Origin of the sequence: Metabacillus mesotrionivorans (genome assembly GCF_052171315.1) — a bacterium.
In the GTDB taxonomy this organism is placed as follows: domain Bacteria; phylum Bacillota; class Bacilli; order Bacillales; family Bacillaceae; genus Bacillus_P.
Map to the genome: position 1 here is coordinate 1 of NZ_JBQMFF010000010.1, position 24,932 is coordinate 24,932.

At 45.0% G+C, this 24,932-nt stretch carries 28 protein-coding genes, 2 pseudogenes and 1 riboswitch; of the genes and pseudogenes, 5 read left to right on the forward strand and 25 right to left on the reverse strand.

What is annotated here, in order from left to right; genetic code table 11:
* Positions 1-354: 354 nt before the first annotated feature.
* From ACTSEZ_RS18510 to accB, 3 genes are read right to left on the reverse strand one after another with little or no spacing between them, the layout of a single operon-like run.
* Positions 355-762: an Asp23/Gls24 family envelope stress response protein gene (locus tag ACTSEZ_RS18510; protein ID WP_029279783.1), complete on the reverse strand. Its 408-nt coding sequence runs from the start codon at positions 760-762 to the stop codon at positions 355-357.
* 22 nt (positions 763-784) lie between these two features.
* Positions 785-2,137, reverse strand: coding sequence for an acetyl-CoA carboxylase biotin carboxylase subunit (gene accC, locus ACTSEZ_RS18515; RefSeq protein WP_369735824.1), 1,353 nt, complete (start codon positions 2,135-2,137; stop codon positions 785-787).
* Positions 2,138-2,148: 11 nt separating this feature from the next.
* Positions 2,149-2,649, reverse strand: coding sequence for an acetyl-CoA carboxylase biotin carboxyl carrier protein (gene accB, locus ACTSEZ_RS18520; RefSeq protein ID WP_369735825.1), 501 nt, complete (start codon positions 2,647-2,649; stop codon positions 2,149-2,151).
* 83 nt (positions 2,650-2,732) lie between these two features.
* Here accB and ACTSEZ_RS18525 point away from each other — a divergent pair, with 83 nt between their 5' ends.
* Positions 2,733-2,924, forward strand: coding sequence for a hypothetical protein (locus tag ACTSEZ_RS18525; RefSeq protein ID WP_369735826.1), 192 nt, complete (start codon positions 2,733-2,735; stop codon positions 2,922-2,924).
* 336 nt (positions 2,925-3,260) lie between these two features.
* Here ACTSEZ_RS18525 and ACTSEZ_RS18530 read toward each other — a convergent pair whose 3' ends face one another.
* From ACTSEZ_RS18530 to ACTSEZ_RS18570, 9 genes are all read right to left on the reverse strand, one after another.
* Complete coding sequence (locus tag ACTSEZ_RS18530) at positions 3,261-3,836, reverse strand: SpoIIIAH-like family protein (protein ID WP_369735915.1); 576 nt, start codon at positions 3,834-3,836, stop codon at positions 3,261-3,263.
* Positions 3,837-3,853: 17 nt separating this feature from the next.
* Positions 3,854-4,507 carry a stage III sporulation protein AG gene (gene spoIIIAG, locus ACTSEZ_RS18535; RefSeq protein ID WP_369735827.1) on the reverse strand — a complete coding sequence of 218 codons (654 nt, stop codon included), beginning with the start codon at positions 4,505-4,507 and terminating at the stop codon, positions 3,854-3,856.
* Entirely contained in the window at positions 4,500-5,129 is a 630-nt protein-coding gene (gene spoIIIAF / locus ACTSEZ_RS18540) for a stage III sporulation protein AF (protein WP_369735828.1), read from the reverse strand. The genes spoIIIAG and spoIIIAF overlap by 8 nt, the downstream gene beginning before the upstream one ends.
* Before the next feature lie 12 nt (positions 5,130-5,141).
* Entirely contained in the window at positions 5,142-6,320 is a 1,179-nt protein-coding gene (spoIIIAE, locus tag ACTSEZ_RS18545) for a stage III sporulation protein AE (protein ID WP_035207086.1), read from the reverse strand.
* A 10-nt stretch (positions 6,321-6,330) separates the two neighbouring features.
* Positions 6,331-6,720 carry a stage III sporulation protein AD gene (spoIIIAD, locus tag ACTSEZ_RS18550; protein ID WP_174434979.1) on the reverse strand — a complete coding sequence of 130 codons (390 nt, stop codon included), beginning with the start codon at positions 6,718-6,720 and terminating at the stop codon, positions 6,331-6,333.
* Positions 6,721-6,732: 12 nt separating this feature from the next.
* Entirely contained in the window at positions 6,733-6,939 is a 207-nt protein-coding gene (spoIIIAC, locus tag ACTSEZ_RS18555) for a stage III sporulation protein AC (RefSeq protein ID WP_029279768.1), read from the reverse strand.
* A 21-nt stretch (positions 6,940-6,960) separates the two neighbouring features.
* Positions 6,961-7,476 (reverse strand): stage III sporulation protein SpoIIIAB, encoded by a 516-nt coding sequence (spoIIIAB, locus tag ACTSEZ_RS18560; protein WP_369735829.1) that lies wholly within the window; start codon positions 7,474-7,476, stop codon positions 6,961-6,963.
* Positions 7,470-8,393: a stage III sporulation protein AA gene (spoIIIAA, locus tag ACTSEZ_RS18565; protein ID WP_369735830.1), complete on the reverse strand. Its 924-nt coding sequence runs from the start codon at positions 8,391-8,393 to the stop codon at positions 7,470-7,472. Before spoIIIAA ends, spoIIIAB begins: the two co-directional genes overlap by 7 nt.
* 66 nt (positions 8,394-8,459) lie before the next feature.
* Complete coding sequence (locus tag ACTSEZ_RS18570) at positions 8,460-8,741, reverse strand: YqhV family protein (RefSeq protein ID WP_035207096.1); 282 nt, start codon at positions 8,739-8,741, stop codon at positions 8,460-8,462.
* Between the two features lie 188 nt (positions 8,742-8,929).
* Between ACTSEZ_RS18570 and ACTSEZ_RS18575 the strand changes: the two genes are divergently transcribed.
* Positions 8,930-9,112, forward strand: a complete 183-nt coding sequence (locus tag ACTSEZ_RS18575; protein ID WP_369735831.1) for a hypothetical protein — start codon at positions 8,930-8,932, stop codon at positions 9,110-9,112.
* A gap of 153 nt (positions 9,113-9,265) precedes the next feature.
* On the opposite strand, the gene efp is transcribed toward ACTSEZ_RS18575, so the two are convergent.
* From efp to ACTSEZ_RS18595, 4 genes are all read right to left on the reverse strand, one after another.
* Complete coding sequence (efp, locus tag ACTSEZ_RS18580) at positions 9,266-9,823, reverse strand: elongation factor P (protein WP_029279759.1); 558 nt, start codon at positions 9,821-9,823, stop codon at positions 9,266-9,268.
* A 48-nt stretch (positions 9,824-9,871) separates the two neighbouring features.
* Positions 9,872-10,936: a M24 family metallopeptidase gene (locus ACTSEZ_RS18585; protein ID WP_369735832.1), complete on the reverse strand. Its 1,065-nt coding sequence runs from the start codon at positions 10,934-10,936 to the stop codon at positions 9,872-9,874.
* Complete coding sequence (gene aroQ, locus ACTSEZ_RS18590) at positions 10,923-11,378, reverse strand: type II 3-dehydroquinate dehydratase (RefSeq protein WP_369735833.1); 456 nt, start codon at positions 11,376-11,378, stop codon at positions 10,923-10,925. The genes ACTSEZ_RS18585 and aroQ overlap by 14 nt, the downstream gene beginning before the upstream one ends.
* A 150-nt stretch (positions 11,379-11,528) precedes the next feature.
* On the reverse strand, positions 11,529-12,059 hold the full coding sequence (locus ACTSEZ_RS18595; RefSeq protein ID WP_369735834.1) for a YqhR family membrane protein: 531 nt from the start codon (positions 12,057-12,059) through the stop codon (positions 11,529-11,531).
* Between the two features lie 250 nt (positions 12,060-12,309).
* Here ACTSEZ_RS18595 and ACTSEZ_RS18600 point away from each other — a divergent pair, with 250 nt between their 5' ends.
* Both ACTSEZ_RS18600 and ACTSEZ_RS18605 read left to right on the forward strand, forming a co-directional pair.
* On the forward strand, positions 12,310-13,257 hold the full coding sequence (locus ACTSEZ_RS18600; protein ID WP_369735835.1) for a DUF1385 domain-containing protein: 948 nt from the start codon (positions 12,310-12,312) through the stop codon (positions 13,255-13,257).
* A 43-nt stretch (positions 13,258-13,300) separates the two neighbouring features.
* A complete protein-coding gene (locus ACTSEZ_RS18605; protein WP_369735836.1) occupies positions 13,301-13,675 on the forward strand; it encodes an SA1362 family protein in 375 nt (124 codons plus the stop codon).
* An 18-nt stretch (positions 13,676-13,693) separates the two neighbouring features.
* On the opposite strand, the gene ACTSEZ_RS18610 is transcribed toward ACTSEZ_RS18605, so the two are convergent.
* The 6 genes and pseudogenes from ACTSEZ_RS18610 to lipM all read right to left on the reverse strand — a co-directional run bounded on the left by ACTSEZ_RS18610 (position 13,694) and on the right by lipM (position 20,084).
* Positions 13,694-14,566, reverse strand: a complete 873-nt coding sequence (locus ACTSEZ_RS18610; RefSeq protein WP_369735837.1) for a patatin-like phospholipase family protein — start codon at positions 14,564-14,566, stop codon at positions 13,694-13,696.
* A 111-nt stretch (positions 14,567-14,677) separates the two neighbouring features.
* Positions 14,678-15,109: a transcriptional regulator MntR gene (gene mntR / locus ACTSEZ_RS18615; protein ID WP_029279748.1), complete on the reverse strand. Its 432-nt coding sequence runs from the start codon at positions 15,107-15,109 to the stop codon at positions 14,678-14,680.
* Between the two features lie 130 nt (positions 15,110-15,239).
* Positions 15,240-15,839 (reverse strand): annotated as a pseudogene (locus tag ACTSEZ_RS18620) (ribonucleotide reductase barrel domain-containing protein); the annotation flags it as partial.
* Between the two features lie 69 nt (positions 15,840-15,908).
* Positions 15,909-16,742, reverse strand: a complete 834-nt coding sequence (locus tag ACTSEZ_RS18625) for an HNH endonuclease (RefSeq protein ID WP_369735838.1) — start codon at positions 16,740-16,742, stop codon at positions 15,909-15,911.
* Positions 16,743-16,973: 231 nt separating this feature from the next.
* Positions 16,974-18,929 (reverse strand): annotated as a pseudogene (locus ACTSEZ_RS18630) (vitamin B12-dependent ribonucleotide reductase); the annotation flags it as partial.
* Between the two features lie 318 nt (positions 18,930-19,247).
* Positions 19,248-20,084: an octanoyltransferase LipM gene (gene lipM, locus ACTSEZ_RS18635; RefSeq protein ID WP_369735839.1), complete on the reverse strand. Its 837-nt coding sequence runs from the start codon at positions 20,082-20,084 to the stop codon at positions 19,248-19,250.
* A gap of 231 nt (positions 20,085-20,315) precedes the next feature.
* On the opposite strand from lipM, the gene ACTSEZ_RS18640 reads away from it, so the two are divergent.
* On the forward strand, positions 20,316-20,675 hold the full coding sequence (locus tag ACTSEZ_RS18640; RefSeq protein WP_234703420.1) for a rhodanese-like domain-containing protein: 360 nt from the start codon (positions 20,316-20,318) through the stop codon (positions 20,673-20,675).
* Positions 20,676-20,714: 39 nt separating this feature from the next.
* Here the strand turns inward: ACTSEZ_RS18640 and gcvPB are convergent, their stop codons facing one another.
* From gcvPB to gcvT, 3 genes are read right to left on the reverse strand one after another with little or no spacing between them, the layout of a single operon-like run.
* A complete protein-coding gene (gcvPB, locus tag ACTSEZ_RS18645) occupies positions 20,715-22,175 on the reverse strand; it encodes an aminomethyl-transferring glycine dehydrogenase subunit GcvPB (RefSeq protein ID WP_369735840.1) in 1,461 nt (486 codons plus the stop codon).
* Entirely contained in the window at positions 22,168-23,514 is a 1,347-nt protein-coding gene (gene gcvPA, locus ACTSEZ_RS18650) for an aminomethyl-transferring glycine dehydrogenase subunit GcvPA (protein WP_369735841.1), read from the reverse strand. Before gcvPA ends, gcvPB begins: the two co-directional genes overlap by 8 nt.
* 25 nt (positions 23,515-23,539) lie before the next feature.
* On the reverse strand, positions 23,540-24,643 hold the full coding sequence (gene gcvT / locus ACTSEZ_RS18655) for a glycine cleavage system aminomethyltransferase GcvT (protein WP_369735842.1): 1,104 nt from the start codon (positions 24,641-24,643) through the stop codon (positions 23,540-23,542).
* A 165-nt stretch (positions 24,644-24,808) separates the two neighbouring features.
* Positions 24,809-24,901, reverse strand: a riboswitch (glycine riboswitch).
* Positions 24,902-24,932 lie beyond the last annotated feature (31 nt).

A 24,932-nucleotide genomic window follows, 5' to 3' on the forward strand; every position in this document is an offset into this window, starting at 1 on the left:
TTTTCCAGTAAACATTCTAACCAAATTAACCTACGATGTTACGAGTAAGGAGCTAGTTTCGTTCATGATAACTCGCTTCGCTTGCGGGGTCTCCAGTGCCCTCTTCATCCCGAAGAAAAGCGGAAGCGCCCGTTTTGCTCCGGCAGTCAGATAAGAAATCACCCGAAAAGTCCGGGTTTGACTTTTTGGGGGATTTTGTTCTGACAGAGGAGTTGGGCGCTGCAGCTAGACAAGGAGTCAAGTGCCTTCCGCTGCAGTCCACTGATGTTTACATTTTTCACATAATCTGTTTCTTATCATACTTCTTTAAGAACTGAATTCAGAAAAAAAACCAAAGGAAGAACTCCTCTGGCTTTACATTTCCTGGTCGATTTCAATTTCCTGCGATTTTGTTTCGAACTGAATTCCGACTACATGGATATTAATCTCGTTGATTTCAAGGGCTGTCATGTTGTACAGCGCCTGGCGCGTGTTGTCCTGGATGCGCTGGGCGACGGTCGGGATGGAAACGCCGAACATCATGACACAGTAGACATCGATTGTGATTCCGTCTTCAGAAAGGTCAACCTTTACGCCTTTGCCGTGGTTTTTCTTGCCGAGGCGTTCTACAACGCCTGAAGCGAAGTTTCCGCGCATTTGAGCAACGCCTTCTACTTCAGAAGCAGCGATTCCGGCAATCACTTCAATGACTTCCGGGGCAATTTCCACTTTGCCGAGACCATTTTCTTCATGAGTCATTTCAAGCAGCCTGTTCTCTTTCAAGAGTCAGCACCTCCGTGTATTTTTAAGATTCCATAACCTTATGGATTTCTAAGAACTTCGTATTAAAGTCTCCGGAAACAAACGTTTCGTGTTCAAGCAGTTTTTGATGGAAAGGAATCGTTGTGTGGATCCCCTCTATAACAAATTCACTAAGCGCGCGTTTCATTCTGGCAATCGCTTCCTCGCGGGTTGCTCCATATGTAATCAACTTGGCGATCATGGAGTCGTAATATGGAGGAATGGAATAACCAGGGTATGCCGCTGAGTCTACTCTAACACCAAGGCCTCCGGGCGGCAAGTACATTTCTATTTTACCAGGAGAGGGCATAAAATTCTTCTCCGGATTCTCTGCATTGATGCGGCATTCGATTGCCCAGCCGTTAAAGACAACATCTTCCTGCCTCACAGAAAGCTCTTTGCCTGAAGCAACCATGATTTGCTCCTTGATCAGGTCGATCCCTGTAACCATTTCCGTGACAGGATGCTCAACCTGAATCCGCGTGTTCATCTCCATGAAGTAAAACTTATCTTCGATGTGATCGAAAATAAATTCGACTGTGCCTGCTCCAGTATAATTGACGGCTTCAGCAGCTTTAACAGCAGCTCTTCCCATCGTCTCGCGCATTTCAGCTGAAAGTGCAGGAGACGGAGTTTCTTCAACCAGTTTTTGAAGTCTGCGCTGAATGGAGCAGTCTCTTTCTCCTAAATGGATCACATTGCCGAGAGAGTCGGCCATGACCTGAATCTCCACGTGTCTGAAATCCTCAATATACTTTTCAATATAGACACCAGGATTTCCGAATGCAGTGGCAGCTTCCTGCTGGGTGATTTGGATGCCTTTGATCAGATCCTGTTCTGTTTTTGCAACACGGATTCCTTTTCCGCCTCCGCCTGCAGTTGCTTTAATAATGACAGGGTATCCGATGTCATTTGCAAGTGAAACAGCGTCACCCGTATCCTTGATGATGCCTTGAGATCCCGGAACAATCGGAACACCGGCTTTTCTCATCGTTTCCCTGGCAACGTCCTTTGTTCCCATTTTAGAGATCGCATCTGCGCTTGGTCCGACGAAGATAATGTTGCACTCTTCGCACAGCTCTGCAAAATCAGCATTTTCCGCCAGGAATCCGTATCCCGGATGAATGGCTTCACTGCCTGTAAGTTTTGCCACGCTGATGATATTTGTGAAATTCAGATAGCTGTCTTTTGAAGCTGTCGGTCCGACACAATACGCTTCATCAGCGAGCTGGACGTGCAAAGATTCTCTGTCTGCTTCTGAAAAGACGGCGACTGTTTCGATCCCAAGTTCTTTGCAGGCCCGAATAATCCGTACCGCAATTTCTCCTCTGTTTGCTATAAGCAATTTCTTAATCATAGTTTCTCTCCTTACTCTGGTCTGACAAGGAATAAAGGCTGTCCGTATTCTACCAGCTGTCCATTTTCAGCCAGGATTTCCACGATCTCGCCTTTTACTTCTGCTTCAATTTCGTTAAACAGCTTCATCGCTTCCACGATGCAGACAACCGAATCATTTGTTACCTTTGAGCCAACGCTCACGTAGTTGTCTGTTTCAGGAGATGAGGCTGCATAGAATGTGCCGACCATCGGTGAAGTGATTTTATGTAGATTTTCTTCGTGTGCAGGAGCCTTCGCTTCTTCCTTTGGCACTTCTTTTACTTCCTGAAGGGCTGCAGGAGCCGCAGCCGGCTGTGCTGCTGGCATTTGAGGAGCTGCTTGTACAGGAGCTGTCTGCACAGCTGCTTTCTCAAGCTCTTCCATGCGTTTCTTTAATTTAATTTTTGAACCTTCATGTTCATACGTAAATTCGTCGATTGAAGACTGGTCAACAAGCTTGATCAGTTCTCTGATTTCTTGTATTTTCAACATCTGCTGGCACCCCTATTCAAATTCTTGATGATTGTGTTTCCTTGTTTTAAGCAAGGCAAAGCTTCATTTAAGGATAATGGACTATGACAGAAAAACGCAAAAAAAGCATTACCCGTACTCTTCGGGTGATTTCTTTTCTGCCTGTCGGAGCTGAACGGGTGTTTACGCTTTTCGCATTGTCCAGCTTCAACAGCCAGCTCCTCTGCCAGAACAGAATCGTCGAAAAAGCAAAACCGGACTTTTCCGGTGATTTCTTTTCTGCCTGTCGGAGCTGAACGGGTGCTTCCGCTTTTCGCATTGTCCAGCTCCAGCACCCAGCTCCTCCGTCAGAACAAAATCCCCCAAAAAGTCAAAACCGGACTTTTCGGGTGATTTCTTTTCTGCCTGTCGGAGCTGAACGGGTGCTTCCGCTTTTCTTATAGCCTAGTACTAAAACGAAGTCCTATGTCTATCTTACGACATTTGAGTCCTTAAATTCAATATGTATTCTTGCCCGCCCCCGGTGATCTTAAAATAATCTGTTCTTTTCAATTATAAGGGATAATTGAAAATTTTGAAATGACAGGCAGGTAAAAGACAAAACCCCGCGCCATGGACGCGGGGTTTTACGATTATTGATTTGAAGGTTCAAGCGTGACAGCTACATCTTCCATGCCTTTCATCTCGCCGCTGACTAGCTGGATGATTTTGTTGGCTTCTGAAGCTGAGCTTTCTTTCGCTTTTACTGTTACTTTGACTTTTTCGCCTTCAATTCTAACAAGGGCATCATCGTAGCCGTTTGATTTGATGAACGTCTCAAGGATTTCCTCATTGGCAACTGCTTCGTCAATGGCATTCATTTCATCACGGGCAGCGCTTTTTTCTGCAGCACTCGCCTCTTTGCTTGCTACAATGTCTTCAAGGCTTTCTTTCTTGGCGTTTCGGGAATCTTCAAGCTGCATGCGGATTGTTGCAAAAAGTTCATCATTTGAAACAGAAACAACTGTTCCTTCTTCTGCTTCTTCAACCGTCACTTCTGCTTCTCCATCTTTCTTGGCTTCTTTCGCAGCTTCCGCTTTTTCTGCTTTTTCAGCACCTGTCATAGCCACATCATTTTTGATTTCTTCAGGTGTCGTGATGTAGTACACTGAAAGCACAACCACCAAGCTTAACATTGTTAATAACCAAACCGTTTGTTTTTTCAGCATCATTCAAGAATCCTCCTCTATTTCCCTTTTTTCGCTGCAACTGCTACGCGGTGGCTTGGAACTCCAAGCACTCTCGTTACAGCCTCAACGATAGATTTTTTTATTTGAATGTTGTCAGCACCCTCAGCTACCACAAGCACACCCCTGATTTCCGGTTTTTTCGTCTGCAGGATAATGGGTGTCTCCTGATCTCCCTTTCGGATAATAACAACGGATTCTTCTGTTGAACCATCTTCTACTGTCCGCTTGCCGCCCTGAGGATCCGTTTCTTCTGTTGTCTGATTCTGGCTCACGCTGTTTCTCTCAAGAATTTGCTCGGAAGTCGCTTCTACGTTGACAACGACCATGGCATTGTTTATTCCGGACATGGAATCAAGTGCTTCTTTTAATTGATTCTCGTATTCCTGCTCATATTTCTCGATCGAACCTGAGCCCCCGCCTTCATCAGCCGGCTTAAACACTTCTTCGTCTTTTAGAGACGAAGAAGACATCCCGGATACTTGAGATACGTCAGGCATGGCCGTCTTACCGGACAACAGATTGCTTACGAGCATAAATCCGATGCCAAGCGCAAGCGCGATCAGGAGGTAGTGGTACTTGTTCGGTTTTTTGCCGTTTTCAGAGTTTAGCAGTGTTTTCAATTTTTCCAGCATTTGTTTGGGACTATTCATTTGTGCTGCCCTCCCCTCCTTCCATTTTCAAGGAAATCTTCTCAGGGTCGACTCCCCAGATACTTGCTAAATAGGCTTTAATTTCAGGTTCAGAAGAAATGGAGTCTTCCTCTCCCCTATTAGTACCGCTGATGTCTACCGGCTGTACAGCTTCAACGGCTCCTGTTTCTTTTGTGCCTGGCTGAAGCGTTACTTCAATGCTCTGCAGACTGGTTTCTATTTTTTCAAAAGGTGCTTCTGCAGATAGACGGATGTCTTTTATCGCTAAATCATAGCTTTTCACCAGCTCCTCTTTTGCCTGCGTTTTTAGTTGGACAGCCATGTTTTCTAAAATATATGCATCATTTGAGGCTTGTATTTCTTTTTTTTGTGAATCTATGGATTTTTTTATTTCTGCTTCTTTTGCAGATGAATAGCTGCCGATCCCTGCTTCCTGGACCATTGCCGGGATATCGGCGGACAAGAGCTTAAAGATCGGCGACAGGATAATCACGATTAGCAGAAGGCTGATCACCATTTTGGCGTACTTTTGCATGGCCGAGTTCGGCAAAAGCAGGTCCAGTATGACAGCCAGCATGATGAAAAGAATAATGTTTGCAATCCACTCTGTCAGAAATGACATGCCGACTCCCTCCTAACGAACCATCATGGTTATATTGCCAGCCGCAATAATGACTGTAAGACTCAGGAAAAACATCAGTGATACAATGGCAAGCGCCGCAAAAATATAGATGACACTTTTGCTGATGATATCCAGGCATTTGATGATTGGACCGCCGCCAAGGGGCTGAAGCAGTGCAGCTGTAAATTTATAAATAAAGGCCAGAGTCAGCACTTTTATCGCCGGGAAAGCGGCGATAAACAGCAGAATCGCCACACCGAGAATGCCCACTGTGTTCTTCAGAAGAACAGAAGCGCTGATGACCGTATCGGTTGCATCGGTAAACATCCGCCCGAGGACAGGTATAAAGTTTCCTGTGACAAACTTGGCCGTGCGGATGGCCATCCCGTCAGAAACGGCAGCTGATGCCCCCTGAACGGAAATCACTCCGAGAAATACCGTCAAGAACGTACCAAGCAGCCCGATCCCTATGTTTCTTAGAAGCTGGGCTAGCTGCGTGACTTTATACTGATCTGTGAGCGTGCTGACAATGCTCAGCAAGGCGGAGAGAAACAACAGCGGCAGAACAATTTTTTCAATCAGCACTCCGCTTGTATTCATGAGGAAAAGGATGACCGGGTGAAAAAAGGCGGCTGATATCAGCCCTCCGGAAGCCGCCATCAGAGCGAGAAGAAGCGGAATGAGTGCGAGTATGAAGCTTGACATCGTCCGGATCGCTTCAACTGTATATTCAATTGCAATATGAAAGCTGTTCAGAGCAATGATCATTAGAACCATGTAAACGAGAGCATAAGCGACTTTGCTGACTGTGCTCTGGCTGAACGCGTCCTGAAGGAGCTGCAGCAGCATGCTGAAGATTGTCAGCATAATCAATGTCCCCAGCAGTTTTCCGTTTGCGATGATTTCATGGAAAATATAGCTCAGGAAAGCTTTTGACCATTCTTTAAAGGATAATTCTTTCTCGCCGTTTAAAAATTGAAGCAGACTTCCTTTTTGGCTTTCAGGAAGATACCCTCCGTATTCTGTCATTATGTCGTCCCAGAACGTTTTAATTTCCTGGATTCCAAGCTTGTCTATCTGCTGATCAACCAATTCCTGCTGCGGCGGAGGGGGAGAAGCTTGTACAAGTGCCGGAAATGAAAAAAAGAAAAGAAAAAAGACAGCTGCGATTCCCTTTTTAATAACTCTCACCCCTTATCCATCACGCCGGTATCAGGCCGATGATGGTTTCAATTATGACAGTCAGGATCGGAACGGCCATCGCAAGAATAATGATTTTTCCGCCAAGCTCAATTTTCGAAGCAATGGCTCCCTGACCTGCATCCTTTGTAATCTGTGCACCGAATTCGGCAATATAGGCAATTCCGATAATTTTCAGGATCGTCTCCACATACATCATGTTGATGTTTGCATTCAGCGCAATTTTTTCAATCATGGTGATAATCTGAGAAACGCCGTCAACTAAAAACAGAAATATGACGCAGCCGACAAAAACCACGAGCATGAATGCATATGTCGGCTTTTGTTCTTTTACAATCAGCGCGAGAAAGGTAGCAACTAAACCAAGTCCGACAATCTGGATAATTTCAATGGCTGAGCCCCCCTATCCCTGAAAAAGGAAGACTGATTTAATTTTCTGAAACAAATCTTCCACAATGGAAGCCACCATAAACAGAATATAAATAAAGCCAAGGAGCGTGACCCATTGCGCATACTCTTTTTTTCCCATCTGATCAAGGATTGTGTGAAGAAAAGCGACGACAATTCCGATGCCCGCTATTTGAAAAATGATATTTACATCTACTCCCATTGCATGTAATCCTCCTGACTGCTACATCAATAAAATAACCAGCAATAAACCAGATAAGAATCCGAGGCTTTTCAGCATCTTTTCATAGCGGCTCTGTCTGTCCAGTGCATCTGCTTCCTCTCTTTCAAGATGAGCAAGTGCGAGGCGGATATGTTTCTGCTGCGAGATCAGATCATGCTGGCCGAGTGTTTCGCCAAACTGCTTCATAATCTCGTACTCTCCCTGTTTAAAGGCAGTCATCCTCCACACTTCCTGCATGCTGTTTTCCCAGGCTGCCCTGACGCTTGTATGCCCTGCAGACAGACGCTTTGAAAATACCTCAAAAAACCAGGAAAGCGGCTTTGGCATTTGCTTTGAAAGGGTGGCGGCTGCTTCTTTTAATGGGGTATGTGCATACATAATTTCCGCTTCGAGCGCCTGCAGAGCAACCTTCAGCTGTCTCAGCTGGCGAGGGCGTTCACTGATGTGTTTTGCCGTTTCAAAACCGGCCCATGTTGTAGCAAGCAGGATAAATACAGCTCCAAGCAGCTTCAGCATAGCGGGACACCTTCTTCCGTTCTGACAATCCGCCCTTGTGCATCAATCACTCTCTGAACCGTTCCTGGGCCGCTCACTCTTGACAGCTCTATGAATCTCTTAAAAACATGATGGTTTAATAGAGGAGCAATAGTCGGCCGCACTTTAATATCCTCAAGAGAGCATCCGTGAACGGATATAAACAGTCCGACACCCGCATGAACAGCCTCAAGAATCGCTTCTGTATCTTCCATTCTCCCCGCCTCATCCACGACGAGAACATCGGGACTCATGGAGCGGATCATCATCATCATGCCTTCTGCTTTCGGGCATGCATCAAGCACGTCCACTCTTTCGCCAAACTCGTGCTGGGGGATGCCGTTTATGCATCCTGCAATCTCTGAGCGCTCATCTACAATCCCTACTTTTCTTGATGGAATCTGTCCATGGCCTGTACTCATGATTCGTGCAAAATCGCGGAGCATCGTCGTTTTACCAGTCTGAGGCGGGCCGATAATCATGGTATTCAGCCACTCTCCGCTGTAGCAGCAAGGGATGAACCGGTCAGCAATCCCGCGTTTTTGACGTGCCACACGAATGTTGAAAGACGTGACATTCCGGATGGCTTTAACACGTCCATTCTCTGTAATGACCCGCCCCGAAAGCCCTACACGATGGCCGCCCTGAATGGTGATAAAGCCGCGTTTAAGCTCTTCTTCAAGTGCGTAGATGCTGTACTGGCTCAGTTCGCTCAGAAGAGAAATTCCGTCCTGATGTGTAGCGATGTATGACAGGAAAACAGGTTTTCCCGCCGCTGTCACTTCAACCCGCTTTGAAATTCTGATGCGAATCTCTTCCATTTGCTGCAGCACATGCGGCGGAAGGTCCAGTATATGCTGTCTGATCGGCTCAGGAAGCATAGCTGTAATCTCATTCACATGGCTTCCTCCTTGCATAGTCTCTTAATACTCCTATGTTTATGCAGGCTTGGACACATTATGACCTCATTTATAAACGCCAATTAAGATAAAGGCTACGCCGATTGAGATAAAAATCAGTTTTGCATAAGACAGCTGTTCTGCAATTTGGAAAATGCCGATCGTCATTGTCAAAATAAAAATGACCGGCCCGACAATAGCCAGCATGGAGTTGATCAGTACAGCCTTCCGCACATCATTAAAGACAAGCATCAAAACAGCAGCCGTCATTTCAATGCTTGCAGACAGCAGCCTCAAAAGGGCCATGGATCTGACAGCAGGATCCAGACCGGCAAGAAAATGCTTCATCTTCTTCCTCCCCTACTCTTCTAATCACAAAGCTGCGGATTTTCGCTTGTCCATTCCCAAAAGAACGAAACCGGCTCCCGCAAACGGAGTTATAGTCCAGTCTATGAGAGAAAAAGGCCGTTTAGACAAAAAGAATTCTTGACAGAATTTTCAGATTTTATAATAATAGGTACAAAGGGGGATGTGTCATGGGATTTGGAATAGAAGCTTATGAGGTCTATCACTATTTGCAGTGGGCCATCGGGATTGCCGTATACATACTATTGCCGGCCGCACTTCTTTTCAAAGCGGGGAAAAAAAGAGAGCAGGAGCCGCGCACTTTCCAGGCGCAGACAATGATTGAGGAAGGAACAAAAGCGCAGGCGCCTTGAACAGATCCGATAGGAGATTGGTTCTGACAGAAGAGGATCTAGGCGCTGGAGCTGGACGAAGAAAATTTTATAAAAATATACACACCCAAGAATTTATGATGATTGAATAAACGAAAAAAACTCCATCTGATGAGATGGAGTTTTTTAAGCTGGTTACGCGCGTGACACGTATGAGCTGTCTGTTGTGTTGATGATCAGAACGTCTCCTTCGTTTACGAAGAACGGGACGTTGACGATCAGTCCAGTCTGCACTTTAGCAGGCTTTGTTCCGCCGGAAGCTGTATCACCTTTAATGCCAGGCTCTGTTTCAATAACTTCAAGTTCAACTGTATTAGGAAGCTCAACACCAAGCGTTTCGCTGCCGAACATCATGATGGATACTTCCATGTTTTCCTTAAGGAATTTAAGTTCATACTCGATTGAAGCTTCAGGCAGTTCCACTTGATCATAAGACTCATTGTCCATGAACACATGCTGGTCGCCATTTGCATAAAGATACTGCATTTTGCGGTTTTCAATTTGAGCTTTCGCTACTTTTTCACCAGCACGGAACGTTTTTTCCTGAACAGCTCCAGTACGAAGGTTGCGCAGTTTAGAGCGAACGAAAGCAGCGCCCTTTCCCGGTTTTACATGCTGGAAATCCATAACGCGCCAAATGCCGTTATCTACCTCGATTGTTAAGCCCGTACGAAAATCATTAACTGAAATCATATTTGTTCCTCCTATGTAAATAACACTTTTTAACCTTCCGGAAGCTTTTTATAAGATAATAAGCTCTTTAGGGGAGTGTGTCAGAGATTCATTGCCATCTTCCTTAACCACTGTATCGTCCTCGATCCGGACTCCGCCAAGCTTAGGAACATAAATTCCCGGCTCTACTGTGACAATCATGCCCGGCTCAAGAACCGTTTCTGATTTTGCGGATAATGACGGACTTTCGTGAACTTCCATTCCAAGGCCGTGTCCGGTTGAATGGCCAAAATACTCGCCATAGCCGTTCTCTGAAATATAATCCCTTGTCAAAGCATCAGCTTCTTTTCCGGTCATACCTGCTTTAATACCATTCATGCCGCGGAGCTGGGCTTCAAGAACTATGGAATAAATCTTCTTCAGTTCATCACCTGGATTGCCGACTGCAATCGTGCGTGTAATATCTGAACAATATCCTTTGTAGTATGCTCCAAAGTCAAAGGTTACAAAATCGCCCTTTTCAATTTCTTTTTCACTTGCCACACCGTGCGGAAGAGCTGACCTGTGGCCGGATGCGACTATGATATCAAATGATGAAGAAACAGCGCCCTGCTTTCTCATAAAGAATTCAAGTTCGTTTGAAACCTCAATTTCCTTCATGCCCGGCTGTATGACTGTAAGAATATGCTTAAATGCAGCATCGGCGATCTCCGCAGCTTCCTTTAATATCTTAATCTCTGCTGCAGACTTAATCAAGCGTAACTTTTCCACCGCCTCAGACACCGGAACAAACTCAATTCCCTTCAGTTTGGAAGCATAAGCGGAATACGCTGCAAAGGATAAATGATCCTGTTCAAAGCCAAGACGCTTGATTGAAAGCTTTTCTGCCTGTGCAGCCACTTCGTCCAGAATCGGCCCCTTGTGCTGAACAATTTCATAGCCTTCAACCTGCTTGGCTGCCTGCTCTGTATACCTGAAGTCCGTGATAAATACGGCTCCTGACAGAGAAATGAGCGCGACACCCGATGAGCCTGTAAAACCGGTCATGTACCGTCTGTTATAGTCGCTTGCAATAAGAAGTCCGTCAACATCAAGCTCCTTAAGCCTGTTTCTTAATTTCTCAATCTTCAGCATGCTGTTTCTCCCCTATCTTTGTATGTATTGCCTGCAGGGCAAACTGGTACCCCTGAAATCCGAGTCCGACCACCTGTCCGGCAGTGACCGGCGCAGTGACAGACTGATGCCTGAACGGCTCCCGGCTGTGAACATTGGAGATATGCACTTCAATCACAGGAAGAGGAACGCTTGCAATGGCATCTCTCAAGGCATAGCTGTAGTGGGTAAACGCCCCCGGATTCAGCACAATGCCATCGTAGTGGCCATCTGATCCATGAATGGCATCAATCAGGTCTCCTTCATGATTGGACTGAAAGCAAGTGACCTGAAACCCCTGCTTTTCAGCAAAAACCATCAGCTCACGCTCAAGATCTGTCAGCGTTTTGCTTCCATAAATATCAGGTTCACGCAGCCCAAGGCGATTCAGGTTTGGGCCGTTAATTACCATATAGTGTCTCATCTTTCAACCTCCAAGCACTATGAGGACTCTTCTTCATGTGACAGATGTTTTCGTCAAAAACACTCAAGCCGCATGAATTAAAAGCCGACAAAAAATAGAATGTTCATTTTAGAACATTCTACCATACTTCATTGTGCGTTACCTCCATTGTTACGTGGAAGCGCTGCCCTTTTTTTTCGATTGAAGCTCATTTTGTTCAAAGGAAATGGAATACCCGATAAAGACCCCATATAAAATGTATAAACATATCATCGTAACCGTTGTCAGTCGCTCGAGTTCAAAGACTGTTTTGACGTTTGGAAAAATCGGATTCAAGAGGAAAAAGACAAGCGCCCATAAAGCCGCTCCATAAATCATGCCGACGAAAATAGACGAAAACCTTTTTAAAACTAAGTAATAGACGAGTGCCGTTCCTACAGAAAGGAATCCGATGACCAGTACTCCCGCAAAATTTCCGATCGTGCCGTTTTTCCAGTCACCAAGCAGAAACGGCTGCAGCAGCATGTTCGGACTGATTTCTGTCATGTTCAGCACATAAGCCAAATAGCCGATTAAACCCCAGAAAATACCTCCTGCAAATCCGGTAATCATAGCTCTTGCGATAAACGGGAGACCCTCGCCCTGCTTATCATCCTGTCCATCTTCTATTCCTGCAGAATTAGACTGATAATCATCTGTCATATGTACACCTCCTACTTCTAGTATGTACATCCAATCCGAAAATCGATGCAGAAAATGTCTAACTGGCAAGTATTAGGATATACTACAGACGTACTTACCTGCAGAACCTTTCCGGCGCCCATAAATTGAAGAATAAAATATAACTGCCTAGAGGTTTATGCTGTTTTTATGTAGAATATAAACATAACATTCTCTTCCGTCTTGTTTAAAATCCGCTCAAAAAGAGAATAGATAGGTAGGTTGGTGAAAAATGTCAAAGCAGAACAAGCCCGCATATGGAGGGCAAGCAGTAGTAGAGGGCGTCATGTTTGGCGGCAAGCATCACTACGTTACAGCCATCAGACGGAAAAACAAGGAAATTGATTATTTCCGGCTGTCGAGAAAATCAAACAGCACACTGACAGCCCTTAAAAAAATACCATTTATCCGCGGAATCGCAGCAATCATAGAAGCAAGCGCAAATGGTACGAAACATCTCAACTTTTCAACAGACAGGTACGACCTTGATCCAGAAGATGACGAGCAGCTGAACGAGCCGAAAAAAGAATCAAAACTGACGATGATACTCGGAGTTGCAGCAATCGGGGTTCTGTCCTTTTTATTCGGAAAATTCATCTTTACACTCGTCCCGCTTTTTCTTGCAGAGCTTACAAGACCTGTTTTTTCTTCGGATTTGTCACAGATCCTGATTGAAGGTCTTTTCAAACTTATTCTCCTGCTTGCCTATATTTACGCGATATCCTTTACTCCGCTGATCAAGCGTGTATTCCAGTATCACGGGGCAGAGCATAAAGTCATTAACTGTTATGAAAACGGTATGCCGCTCACAGTTGAGAACGTTCAGAGCAACAGCCGACTTCATTACAGATGCGGAAGCAGCTTCCTTCTTTTCACCGTGATTGTCGGAGTTTTTGTCTACATGCTTGTTCCGACTGAACCGCTTTATGTGCGCGTTCTGAACAGACTGGCCCTAATTCCCGTTGTGATCGGCATTTCATTTGAAGTGCTGCAGTTTACAAACAAGCTGAGAGATGTGCCTGTCCTTAAATGGCTTGGCTACCCGGGCTTATGCCTTCAGCTTTTAACCACAAAAGAGCCTGACAACGAACAGACCGAAGTCGCAATTGCAAGCTTCAATGAAATGCTCCGCCTGGAAAAAGAAACAGAAGAAGGTATAAAAACAGAACAAATTGTATAAGCTAAAACTTCATTAACTCATTTTCATCTTGGGAGGTGGACTCATGAAAAATAGAATGAATCCATTTGTGATGATTGTGTTAGCTCTGGGAGGAATCGGGTTTTTAGTGACTCTCATCAGCAGGCCCGGCTTCCTCTTCAGAGAAATGCTCGTGTTTGCTGCTGTTCTAGCCATCATCTATTTTGTTGTCCGTTACTTTACAAAACAAAGAATGGGAAAAGACTCTTCCTCTTATTCCAAAGCTGTTAAACAGTCCAAAAGGCGTTTCAGCGACCGCAATCAGAGCAGCTCCCATTTGAAAAGTGTGTCGGCTCCTAAAAAGAGCAGCAAAACAAGCGCTCTTAAAAAGAAGCAGGCTTCACACCTGACCGTGATTGAAGGCAGAAAAGGCAAAAAGAAAAGCAGGGCTTTTTTCTGACCTGCTTTTCTTTTCGCATTAATAAGTCCACCGTTTGAGAAACTGTTCCGTCCGGCTTCTTCCTAGCTCAATCAGAGCTAGTTTTTTTTGTTCCGAGAGATCAAATTCTGTCGTGAGAATGCTTTCTACCGGAAGAAAAATGATGTTTCTCTCATGCCTGCTTGATATATGCCTGGCATCATGGGCATCTTTCATCGTTTCAAACAGCGCTCCGTACATTTCAATCGCATTTTTAATCTGATTCCTCGGCCTTTCTTCATCTCTCGGACTTAGCTTGATTCCAATTACAGGCCTCGCCTTTTCCTTGAAAAGCCAGATTGGAAAGTTACTTAAAACTCCTCCGTCTACCACTATGTTCGTCCCTTCAGCACTCGTCAGCTTAACAGGTTCAAAGAAATACGGAAGACTGCAGCTCATTAAGACAGCCCGTGCAACTGAAAACCTCTCCGGAACAAGTCCGTACCTGGGAAGATCATCAGGCAGCACAATAATCCTGCCGTTTGTAAGATCAGAGGCTACAATTTTTAAAGATCCGGGCCTCAAATCACCAAAGGTGGAAACTCCCCTTTCCTTCAGCCTGGCAGCGATCCATTCCTCAAGCTTCCCGCCTTTGTACAGACCGAGGCGCCAATAGAGGTTAAGCCATTTCATCAATTTAAATGGAAGAATGGAAGGGTTTTTCTCAAGAAACTTTCCAAGCTCCATATCGTCCATCATTCGGATAATTTCATCACTTCTGTATCCTGCTGCGATAAAGGATGCCACAATCGAACCTGCGCTTGTGCCTGCCACTCTTACAAACTGCAGCCCGCGCTGTTCAATTGCCTGATAGGCTCCAATCAGCGCAAACCCTTTTATGCCGCCGCCAGAGAAGACACCATCAATGTACACAGAAGTTCCTCCCCTCTTCTCCTATCCTTATAGTGTAAGATGAAGTCCGGGGAATTAGACCTTTTCCAGTTTTGGCGCAAGAAAAAAACGAAAGCAGCTGCTTTCGTTTTTTCAGGACTCGTTATCCTGTTCATTTTGTTTTTGGATTGCACGCAGGGTATCTACACGCGCTTCATCACTTTCAAAAAATTGCACGAGATCTCCGATGCGGTCAATGGCATTCCAGCTGAGGTGATGCTCAATGCCTTCAACATCGTTGTAAATCTTTTCTTCATCCACGCCGATCAAACGCATGAACTGCTCAAGCAGCTCATGACGGTAGACAAGGCGCTTTCCGATCTTCTTGCCCTTAGGCGTCAAAATAAGTCCACGGTATTTTTCGTATATGAGATATTCATCTTTGTCTAGTTTTTGGACCATCTTTGTCACTGAGGAGGGATGAACGGATAATGCTTCCGCGATATCTGAAACACGGGCATATCCTTTTTCTTCTATTAAAATGTAGATTTGTTCAATATAATCTTCCATACTTGGTGTTGGCATGCGGTCCCCTCCAAAAAAACGTTCAAAACATAGGAAATCATTACAAGTGTACACTAGTTTGCAGGTCATGACAAGAAAGCTTACGGGAGAAGCACAAGAAAAGAGCCGGATGTCCCGGCTCTTCCATTTCTTATAATCCGCACTTCAGCTGTGCACCGCAGCTTGTGCATGTGTTGCATCCGCCAATGTCTTCAACTGTACCTTCGCGGCATACAGGGCATGTATTGCCCACTTCGTTTCCAATTGTTACATTTGTCGAGCGCAAAGCCTGGATCGTATCCACAAGAACAACTTTACCTTTTTCTTTCGGTGCTTCTTCTGTTTCAGAGAAGGTATTCTCCTCCGCTTTTAATGTAAGGACCTGAGTGTCCCGGCTTCCGTCAACGTAGACTGTTCCGCCTTTTGCTCCGCCTTTATACAGACGCTCATATACTTTTTGGACCTGGTCCACCGTATATCCTCTAGGTGCGTTAACCGTTTTGCTGATCGAACTGTCAATCCAGCGCTGGATGACGCATTGTGCATCTGCATGCGCTTCTGCACTCAGTTCCATAGCTGAGATAAACCATTCAGGAAGATTCTCCGGATCTGCATCAGGATTTTTGTCCAGATACTCCTGTACGATATCTGCTTTTACTTCAATGAACTTGCCAAGTCTTCCGCTTCTGTAGTAAGAGAAGGAGAAGTATGGTTCTAGTCCGGTTGAAACTCCGACCATTGTCCCTGTGCTCACTTTTGTTACTCTCTTTATGAAAGAGGGTGGGATTATCAGTACCCACTCTGTATGTCGCCATACAGGTCAGACTATATCATCAGCCAGATGATTATTTTTACTGTGTCTTTTTCTATGACATGGATATTCACATAAGCTGATCAGATTAGAAAGCTTGTTAGCTTCCTTCCAGTCACCTTTGAAATCTCTAAAAGGTACAATGTGATGAACCGAAAGTTCTCTACCGTAATTCTCTTCAGTTATTCCGCAATCCTGACATGTATAATCATCTCTTTTTCTTGCTTTTCGCCTTTGCTCCCACCAGTTGGATCCATAATAATTTATGTCTCCACCTTTCCATGTAGGGCTATTTTCACCAGAAAAAGATTTAGATTTAGAATAATATTCTCTCATACATTCCTTGTTGCAAAAGTTCCATCTCTTCACTACTGATGGCTTCTTCTCAAATTCAGTGCCGCAATTCGTACATGAAATGTTTGTTCTTTTTCTGTAAGCTATCTGTCCTCTTTTTCCATTCTCAACTCCTAAGCAGTTACGTGAACAATACTTTGCTGTGTCTGCCCTGGATATGATAACTGAGAACTCTTTGCCGCAAATCAAACAAACCTTTGGTATTTTTTTCACTAAATGCTGGTTAATTTGAGAGCCGTTCCTGATTTGGAATTCCTGTTTGCACTTATGATTGCAAAAATTTGTTTTAAAAACGGTAGAAGGCTTTTTTGTTATAGACTTATCACAATTGTTACATTTTACGATTAGAGACTTCTTTAAATGTGAAAATGCTTCAGGATGTTTTGAAGAGTATTGACCTTTGCATACACGAGAACAATATTTTTTTCGTGTATAATGACTCGGTTTCACTTTCATCTTCATCCCGCAGTTTAAACACAACTTTTCCATTACGTACACCTCTTTTGCTTTATAAAAAGATCAGAGTTGTACTCAATAATCTGGCTGCTCGGCATGTAGTCGTTGAGGGGTCAGCCACGACTTCCCTGCGGATTGTCCGCACCTTTTAATTTTTACTCTTTAGATATGCTGGCAAAGCACGAGTACAAAAGGATGCTCGGAGTTTCCCGCATATAGCCAAGTTTACGCTACACTCTTACGAATGTATGGGGCAAGTTGTTTACCCGTGGGAGCAACAGTCAGCAAGTGTGAGTTGCGGATACCGTATTCTTTAATATCTTCCCGGATATCAGAAGGCATTTTGCTCATAAAGCCGGTCTCAGTTAAGGCCTGGCGCAGTCTGTTCGTTTCTTCAGCTGTTTCGCCAGTCAAGAATGGGAAGCTGCCTTTTTCTTTTGCAAGCTCTACAGATGCTTTATAAGCAGTAACAGCGATCGTTTCAAAGACCTTGTCAATCAGGTCGTTGCCCTCTTCAGAACCGTACTGTGTTTCACAGTAAATCAGAAGGTCGTGAAGTCCCATAACACCCAGACCTACACGGCGTTCGCCTAGTGCCTGTTTTTTATTTTCGTCAAGGAAGTACGGTGTTGCATCGATTACGTTATCCTGCATGCGTACTCCGACTTCAACCGTTCTTTTCAGTTTTTCGAAATTGACTGTTTTTGTTTCTTTGTCTGCCATTTCAGCAAGGTTGACGGCAGCAAGGTTGCAGACAGAATATGGTGCAAGAGGCTGTTCCCCGCAAGGATTCGTTGCAACTACCTTCTGTCCATACGCTTTAGCATTTGTCATGTCATTGGCGTTATCAATGAAGAAAATGCCCGGCTCTGCAGAGTATGTCGCGCAGATGTTGATCAGGTTCCAAAGTTCTTTCGCCTTGATCGTACGGTACGTGCGCACTTTGTAGCCGAGTTTTTCCCACTCGCGAACGTCACCATGGTTATGCCAGTCTTCATTGTAAGCCTTCATTTCCTCTGCATTATAGCTTTCAACGTCAGGGAAGCGCAGCTCGTAATCGGCATCCTTTTCAACAGCATCCATGAAATCCTTTGTCAGCGTGACAGAGATGTTGGCTCCTGTAAGGAATTCTGAATTGTGAACGGTATAGGTTCCGCCGACTGCAAGCTTCACTTCAGCGTCTTTAATGATTTTTTCGTTAAATCCGCCGTATCCCGGAATCTGCTTGTAATTGACGATGCTCTGATACATGGCTTCCTCGTCCTGTGTAAGCGGCTTGAACTTCAGCTTTTCCTGGGCGTATTTCTTAATGGTTTCATCGTTTGTATTTTCAATCAGGTAACGCAGGATGCGGGGATTCTGCATTTTGGAAATAATGAATTCAATAATGTCAGGATGCCAGTCGGCAAGCATGATCATTTGGGCGCCCCTCCGCGACCCGCCCTGCTCAACCAGATGAGTCAGCTTTGCAATGTCATCAAGCCAGGATACTGAACCGGATGATTTGCCGTTGACTCCTCTTGCAAGGGTGTTTCTCGGACGCAGCGTTGAACCGTTTGTCCCGACGCCTCCGCCGCGGCTCATGATTTCCATGACCTGCTTGCGGTGTTCGGAAATGCCTTCGCGTGAATCCTGCACAAACGGCATCACGTAGCAGTTGAAATAAGTCACATCTGTTCCCGCTCCCGCTCCGTATAACACGCGTCCAGCAGGAACAAAGTTCAGGCCGACGAGTTCCTGATAGAATTTCTCAAACCATTCCTTGCGCTTTTCTTCAGTTTTCTCAACAGATGCAAGACCAGTCGCATTCCGTTTGGCTATTTGTTCGTAATATACTTCAAGCGGTTTTTCTATGACGTCAAGAGAGCGGTGAATGACTCCTGATTCCACTTCTTCAGGCTTCTCAAGTGAATGGCGGTACTCTTCTTCCACCTGTACATGCGCCATTTTTGCCTGCCAGTCTATATCTAAGATGTACCCGAGGCCTCTTGCCGGGAATTTCGGATCTTCCTTAATTGTCAGAACGACAAAATCGCCTTTGGACAGCGTCAGCTTTTCAGTGTCTTTAAATGTATACCGGTCAAGCATGACTAAACGCGATACACCTTTGTGTGTAAGCTTCATATCTTCTGTAATCGGATGAACTTGGGGAAAAAGTGAAATATCGTGGTTAAGCTTGTCCACATCAAGTTTCAGATTTTCATTCAGTGCAACGGTCATTCAAACAACTCCCCTATTATCTTTGTACTTGATTTAATTTATCACACAGCCACTCGTTTATCAATATATAGTGTTTCTTTTTCATTCGACAATACTACATATGGATAAAAAGTCAGTCTGTTGTAATTTTGTCAAATTAAAAACTTCATAATTGAGTGTGAAAAAAAGAGAATAAAGAAGATAGGAGATTGTAAATCACTTTTTTTGAAGTAATTTGTCGGTTGCAAATTTAAAAGAGAGAAGAAACCTAGAAAAATAAGGAACACATAGAAATAAATAGAAAAATAAAAATAAACGAAAGCGACTTATTTCAGCCGCCTATCGTTTATAATTCCACTCATCCGATTCATATTTTTCAGCTGCCAGTTTCATGGCTGCAGCCTGTTCTTTTTCAGTCAGTTTATACGGTTCGAGCTTAATGTTCAGCCCTTTTTCAAACCCTCTTCTAAACGCCTCTTTTGCCTCTTCGATCGTTACTTTTGTTTCTCTGAGAGCATTCACTGCAACTGCCTTATTTTTAAAGTTCTTCTGCATTCGTTCTTTTACCCTGTCACTCGGGTACTTAAACAGGCTGAACAAAAGATCTTCATCAAGATCAAGCAGAATCGAGCCGTGCTGGAGAATCACGCCTTTTTGACGTGTCTGGGCACTGCCTGCCACTTTCCTTCCTTCAACGACAAGCTCATACCAGGAGGGTGCATCAAAGCAAACCGCTGAACGCGGATTTTTAAGCCCCTGCTTCTCTTCCTCCGTTCTCGGCACAGCAAAATATGCATCTAGGCCAAGCTCTCTAAATCCCTGAAGAATTCCTTCTGAGATCACACGGTATGCTTCTGTAACGGTCTTCGGCATCTCAGGATGGTCTTCTGAAACAATGACACTGTATGTAAGTTCTTGATCATGCAGGACACCCCTGCCGCCGGTTGGCCTGCGCACAAAGCCGAGTCCGTTCCGTTTAACAGCTTCAAGATCAATTTCTTTTTCCGCTTTCTGAAAATAACCTACAGAGAGTGTCGCAGGGTTCCATCCGTAAAAACGGATGACAGGCGGAAAGTTCCCTTCGCTGTTCCACTCAAGCAGCACCTCATCAAGCGCCATATTGTAAGCAGGAGAGCAATTGCCCGAATCAATAAATCTCCAAATTTCTTTCTCCATGTTCATACCCCATTTTTCATGCTTAGGCTGTTTGTTAAATTCATTCCGCTATCATAGTCTATCAAAAAGAAAACCGGGTTGAAAACAAATAAGTCTGATTCATGGATGACAATTTGCCCCTGCTCTTATATAATTATACTTGTCCAATAAACAGAGGTTTACATGAACCAGCCCGCATAAAGGGTATAAAAAAGGAGTCGGGTCAGCTTGACAACATGGGTTTTCTTATTAATTTTAGTCGGCGCAATTGCAGCCTACACAATCTTCTCTTATTTTTACCAGCGTAAAATTATGAAAACATTAACGGAAGAGGAATTCCGTGCAGGATACAGAAAGGCTCAGCTCATCGATGTACGCGAGCCGAACGAATTTGAAGGCGGCCATATTCTTGGCGCAAGAAACATCCCAATGTCACAAATGAGACAGCGCCATAAAGAAATCCGCAAAGACCAGCCTGTTTATCTGTATTGCCAAAACACAGTAAGAAGCGGACGCACAGCGCAGATGCTTAAGAAAAAGGGCTATTCAGACCTTTACACATTAAAAGGCGGCTTTAAAGGCTGGAGCGGAAGAATTAAAACGAAGAAATAAGTTCTTAAAAAAAGGATTCGCCTGATGGCGAATCCTTTCTTATTGCTTCTGATAGCGGAGAATCGGCTTGCGTGCTGCCGTTGTCTCATCAAGACGTCCAACAACGGTAGTATGAGGAGCTTCCTGAACCATTTCAGGGTTTTCCTCTGCTTCCTTCGCAATTTGAAGCATGGCATCAATAAATGAATCAAGTGTTTCTTTTGACTCGGTTTCCGTCGGTTCAATCATGATGCACTCCTCAACATTGAGCGGGAAGTAGATTGTCGGCGGATGGTAGCCGAAATCCAGAAGGCGCTTCGCGATATCGAGCGTGCGCACGCCAAGTTTTTTCTGGCGTTTTCCTGATAGAACAAACTCATGCTTGCAGTGTCTGTCAAACGGCAGATCATAGGCTTCTGAAAGTCTTCTCATCATGTAGTTTGCATTTAAAACAGCAAATTCTGTGACAGCTTTTAAGCCGTCAGGACCCATTGTGCGGATATATGTATAAGCACGCACGTTGATTCCGAAGTTGCCGTAAAACGGCTTGACTCTACCGATGGACTGCGGTCTATCATAGTCAAATGCATATTTGTCACCACGTTTCACAAGAACAGGCTTTGGAAGGTACGGAATAAGATCTGCTTTTACACCGACAGGACCTGAACCCGGTCCTCCCCCGCCATGCGGCCCGGTAAAGGTTTTATGGAGATTTAAGTGAACGACGTCAAATCCCATATCTCCGGGACGTGCCTTGCTTAGTACGGCGTTCAGGTTGGCTCCGTCATAGTACAGTTTGCCGCCTGCATCATGCACGATCTTTGCCATGTCCAGAATATTCTCCTCAAACAGCCCCAGCGTATTCGGATTTGTCAGCATCAGCGCAGCGGTATCATCTCCTACCACACGCTTCAGATCTTCAAGATCGACGAGTCCATGTTCATTTGATTTAACAGTGACCGTTTCAAAACCTGCCACTGTAGCAGATGCAGGATTGGTTCCGTGTGCAGAATCAGGTACGATGACCTTTGTGCGTCCGGTGTCGCCGTTTGCTTCGTGATAGGCACGGATCATCATAAGTCCGGTCCACTCTCCGTGAGCACCTGCTGCCGGCTGAAGCGTGACTTCATCCATTCCTGTAATTTCTACAAGATGCTCCTGCAGGTCATACATCAGCTCAAGGGCTCCCTGTACGGTGCTTTCATCCTGAAGGGGATGAATATGGGCAAGCCCTGCCATGCGGGCAACATTTTCATTTATCTTCGGGTTATACTTCATCGTGCATGAACCAAGCGGATAAAAGCCTGAGTCCACTCCATGATTGCGCTTTGAAAGAGCTGTATAGTGCCTCATGATATCAAGCTCTGATACCTCCGGCAGTTCAGCTTCCTCTGTGCGGAGATAGTCAGCGGGAATGAGTTCATCTGCTGATCGTTCTGGAATATCCATTTCAGGCAGGCTGTAGCCTGTTCTGCCAGGCTTAGTCAGTTCAAAAATCAATGGCTGATTCTCGTTATTCATGTCCATCCCCCAATTCCAAAACAAGTTGATCAATTTCTTCTTTGGTGCGAAGTTCAGTTACAGCAATAAGCATGTGATTTTCAAGTTCCGGATACACGCGTCCAAGATCGAAGCCTCCGATGATGCCCTTTTCAATCAGGCGGGCATTCACTTCTTTCACGGGCTTAGTTAATTTAACGGCAAACTCATTAAAAATCGGTCCTTCAAACGGCACGTCGAATCCTTTTTCCTTAAATGCTTTTTTGGCATAGTTTGCTTTCTGGATATTCTGCAGAGCCATTTCTTTGACTCCTTTTCTTCCGAGCGCTGTCATGGCAACAGATGCTGCAAGTGCATTCAAAGCCTGATTTGAGCAAATGTTTGATGTCGCTTTATCACGTCTGATATGCTGCTCGCGCGCCTGAAGAGTCAGAACAAAGCCTCTGCGTCCTTGGTCGTCCTTTGTCTGTCCGACAAGACGGCCGGGCACTTTGCGGATCAGTTTCTGCGTAACAGCAAAATAGCCGCAGTGCGGGCCTCCAAATGCTGTTGGAATCCCGAACGGCTGGGCGTCTCCGGCAACAATGTCCGCGCCAAATGCTCCAGGAGGCGTTAAAGCTCCCAGTGCCAGCGGATTGGAAGAGACGATAAACATACTTTTGCCTGTATGGGCAATCGGCTCAATGTCCTTGAGAGGTTCAATCTGGCCGAAAAAGTTAGGATATTGAACAACAACTGCCGCCACATCATCAGACATTTCTGCTTTCAGAGCATCAAGGTCCGTCACGCCGTTTTTGACAGGCACTTCCACGACTTCAATGTACTGTCCTTTGGCATACGTTTTCAGTACATCTCTGCTTTCCGGATGAACAGCCTCTGACACAATGACCTTTTTCTTTTTCGTCTGTCCGCAGGCAAGCATAGCCGCTTCAGCAAGTGACGTTCCGCCATCGTACATAGAAGAGTTGGCTGCATCCATGCCGGTAAGCTCTGCGATCATCGTCTGAAATTCGAAGATAGCCTGCAGCTCGCCCTGTGAGATCTCAGGCTGATATGGCGTGTAGGCCGTATAGAATTCTGATCTTGAAATCACATGATCCACAATGATTGGCATGTAGTGGTCATAAACACCAGCTCCAAGGAAAGATGCGTTGCTTCTTAAATCTTTATTTTTAGCAGCAAGCGCGCTCATCTCTTTCATTAGCTCTGTTTCCGATTTTGCCTTCTTGATGCTGTATTCGCCCTTAAATCGGACGCTCTCAGGAATGTCCTGAAAAAGCTCATCAATCGATGCTACTCCGACAGCTTGAAGCATCTCCTGCTGATCTTGCTCTGTCATCGGCAAGTAACGATGTTTCATGGATGTATTCCCCTTTCAACCCGGTTTATTTTTTTGGTCGTTTATAAAAAGGCGTCTGCACGACAACTGCTTTTAAGCGTTTCTTTCGTACTTGAACAAACACTTCAGTGCCGGGCTCAGCAAATTCTTTCTTAAGCAGTGCCCACCCGATATTCTTTTTAAGTGTAGGAGACTGTGTGCCGGTTGTAACTTCCCCAATCTGCTCTTCTCCTGCGAACACCTCATAGCCGTATCGCGGTATGCCTTTATCGATCATTTCAATTCCGGCAAGCTTACGGTCCGGTCCGTTTTCCTTTTGTTCCTTTAATACAGCTTTGCCGTTGAAATCACTTTCCTTATTCGGTTTCACCGCAAACCCGATGCCTGCTTCTATCGGTGTAATGTCTTTGGAAAGTTCCTGGCCGTAAAGCGGCAGGTTCGCTTCAAAGCGGAGCGTGTCACGGGCGCCGAGTCCGCATGGCAGAAGACCGTCTTCTTTTCCGGCTTCCAAAATCGCCTTCCAAAGCTCAGGTGCTTCAGACGCGGCGCAGTAAATTTCAAAACCATCTTCACCTGTATAGCCTGTTCTTGACACAAGAGCATCAGCTCCTGCAATTTTTACGTCATCTTTGAATTTAAAAAACCTGATTTCACTTAAATTTGTATCCGTGAGTTTTTGTAGGATTGACTCAGCAAGCGGTCCCTGGATAGCGAGCTGGGCAACATCTGACGATACATTCTGCAGTTCCGTGTCCCCGAACAGCTGGGAATTCAGCCACTCAAAATCCTTTTCAATGTTGGATGCATTCACTACAAGGAGATAATGCGCATCTGATTTTTTATAGATTAATAAGTCATCCACCGTTCCGCCGTCTTCATAGCACATAGCGGTATACTGTGCTCCTCCGTCTTTCAAAAGAGCAACATCGTTTGTCATTGTTTTTTGAAGAAACGCAAGGCTGCCTGTGCCTGTTACTTCAATTTCCCCCATGTGGGATACATCGAATAAGCCTGCCCTTTCGCGAACAGCTTCATGTTCTTCTTTAATAGAAGAAAACTGCACCGGCAAGTCCCAGCCGCCGAAATCAATCGTTTTTGCACCCTGCTCTTTGTATAAGTCAAAAAGCGGTGTCCGCTTTAAATCCGCCATCTCATCGCCTCCCGGTATGATCCTCTTTTTTTCATCAAAAAAAGGACAGAGAACTCCCTTTAATGGAAGTCTCTGTCCCTGCACCTGAAAGTTTACCCGGCCAATAAAATGGCCGAGCTTTCCCCTTTGGTGGTTTGCCGCTTTCACAAACTCTCTCCAGAGTTGCGTCAAGCAAGAGTTCTTTTGCCTGAGAGATTCACATCAGTTTGCTCCTTCGGCGCTGCATGCGTATGCTGCAGTCTCTCCCCTTGCTCTCATCCGCTCATATTTTTTCATTAATTGGTGATAC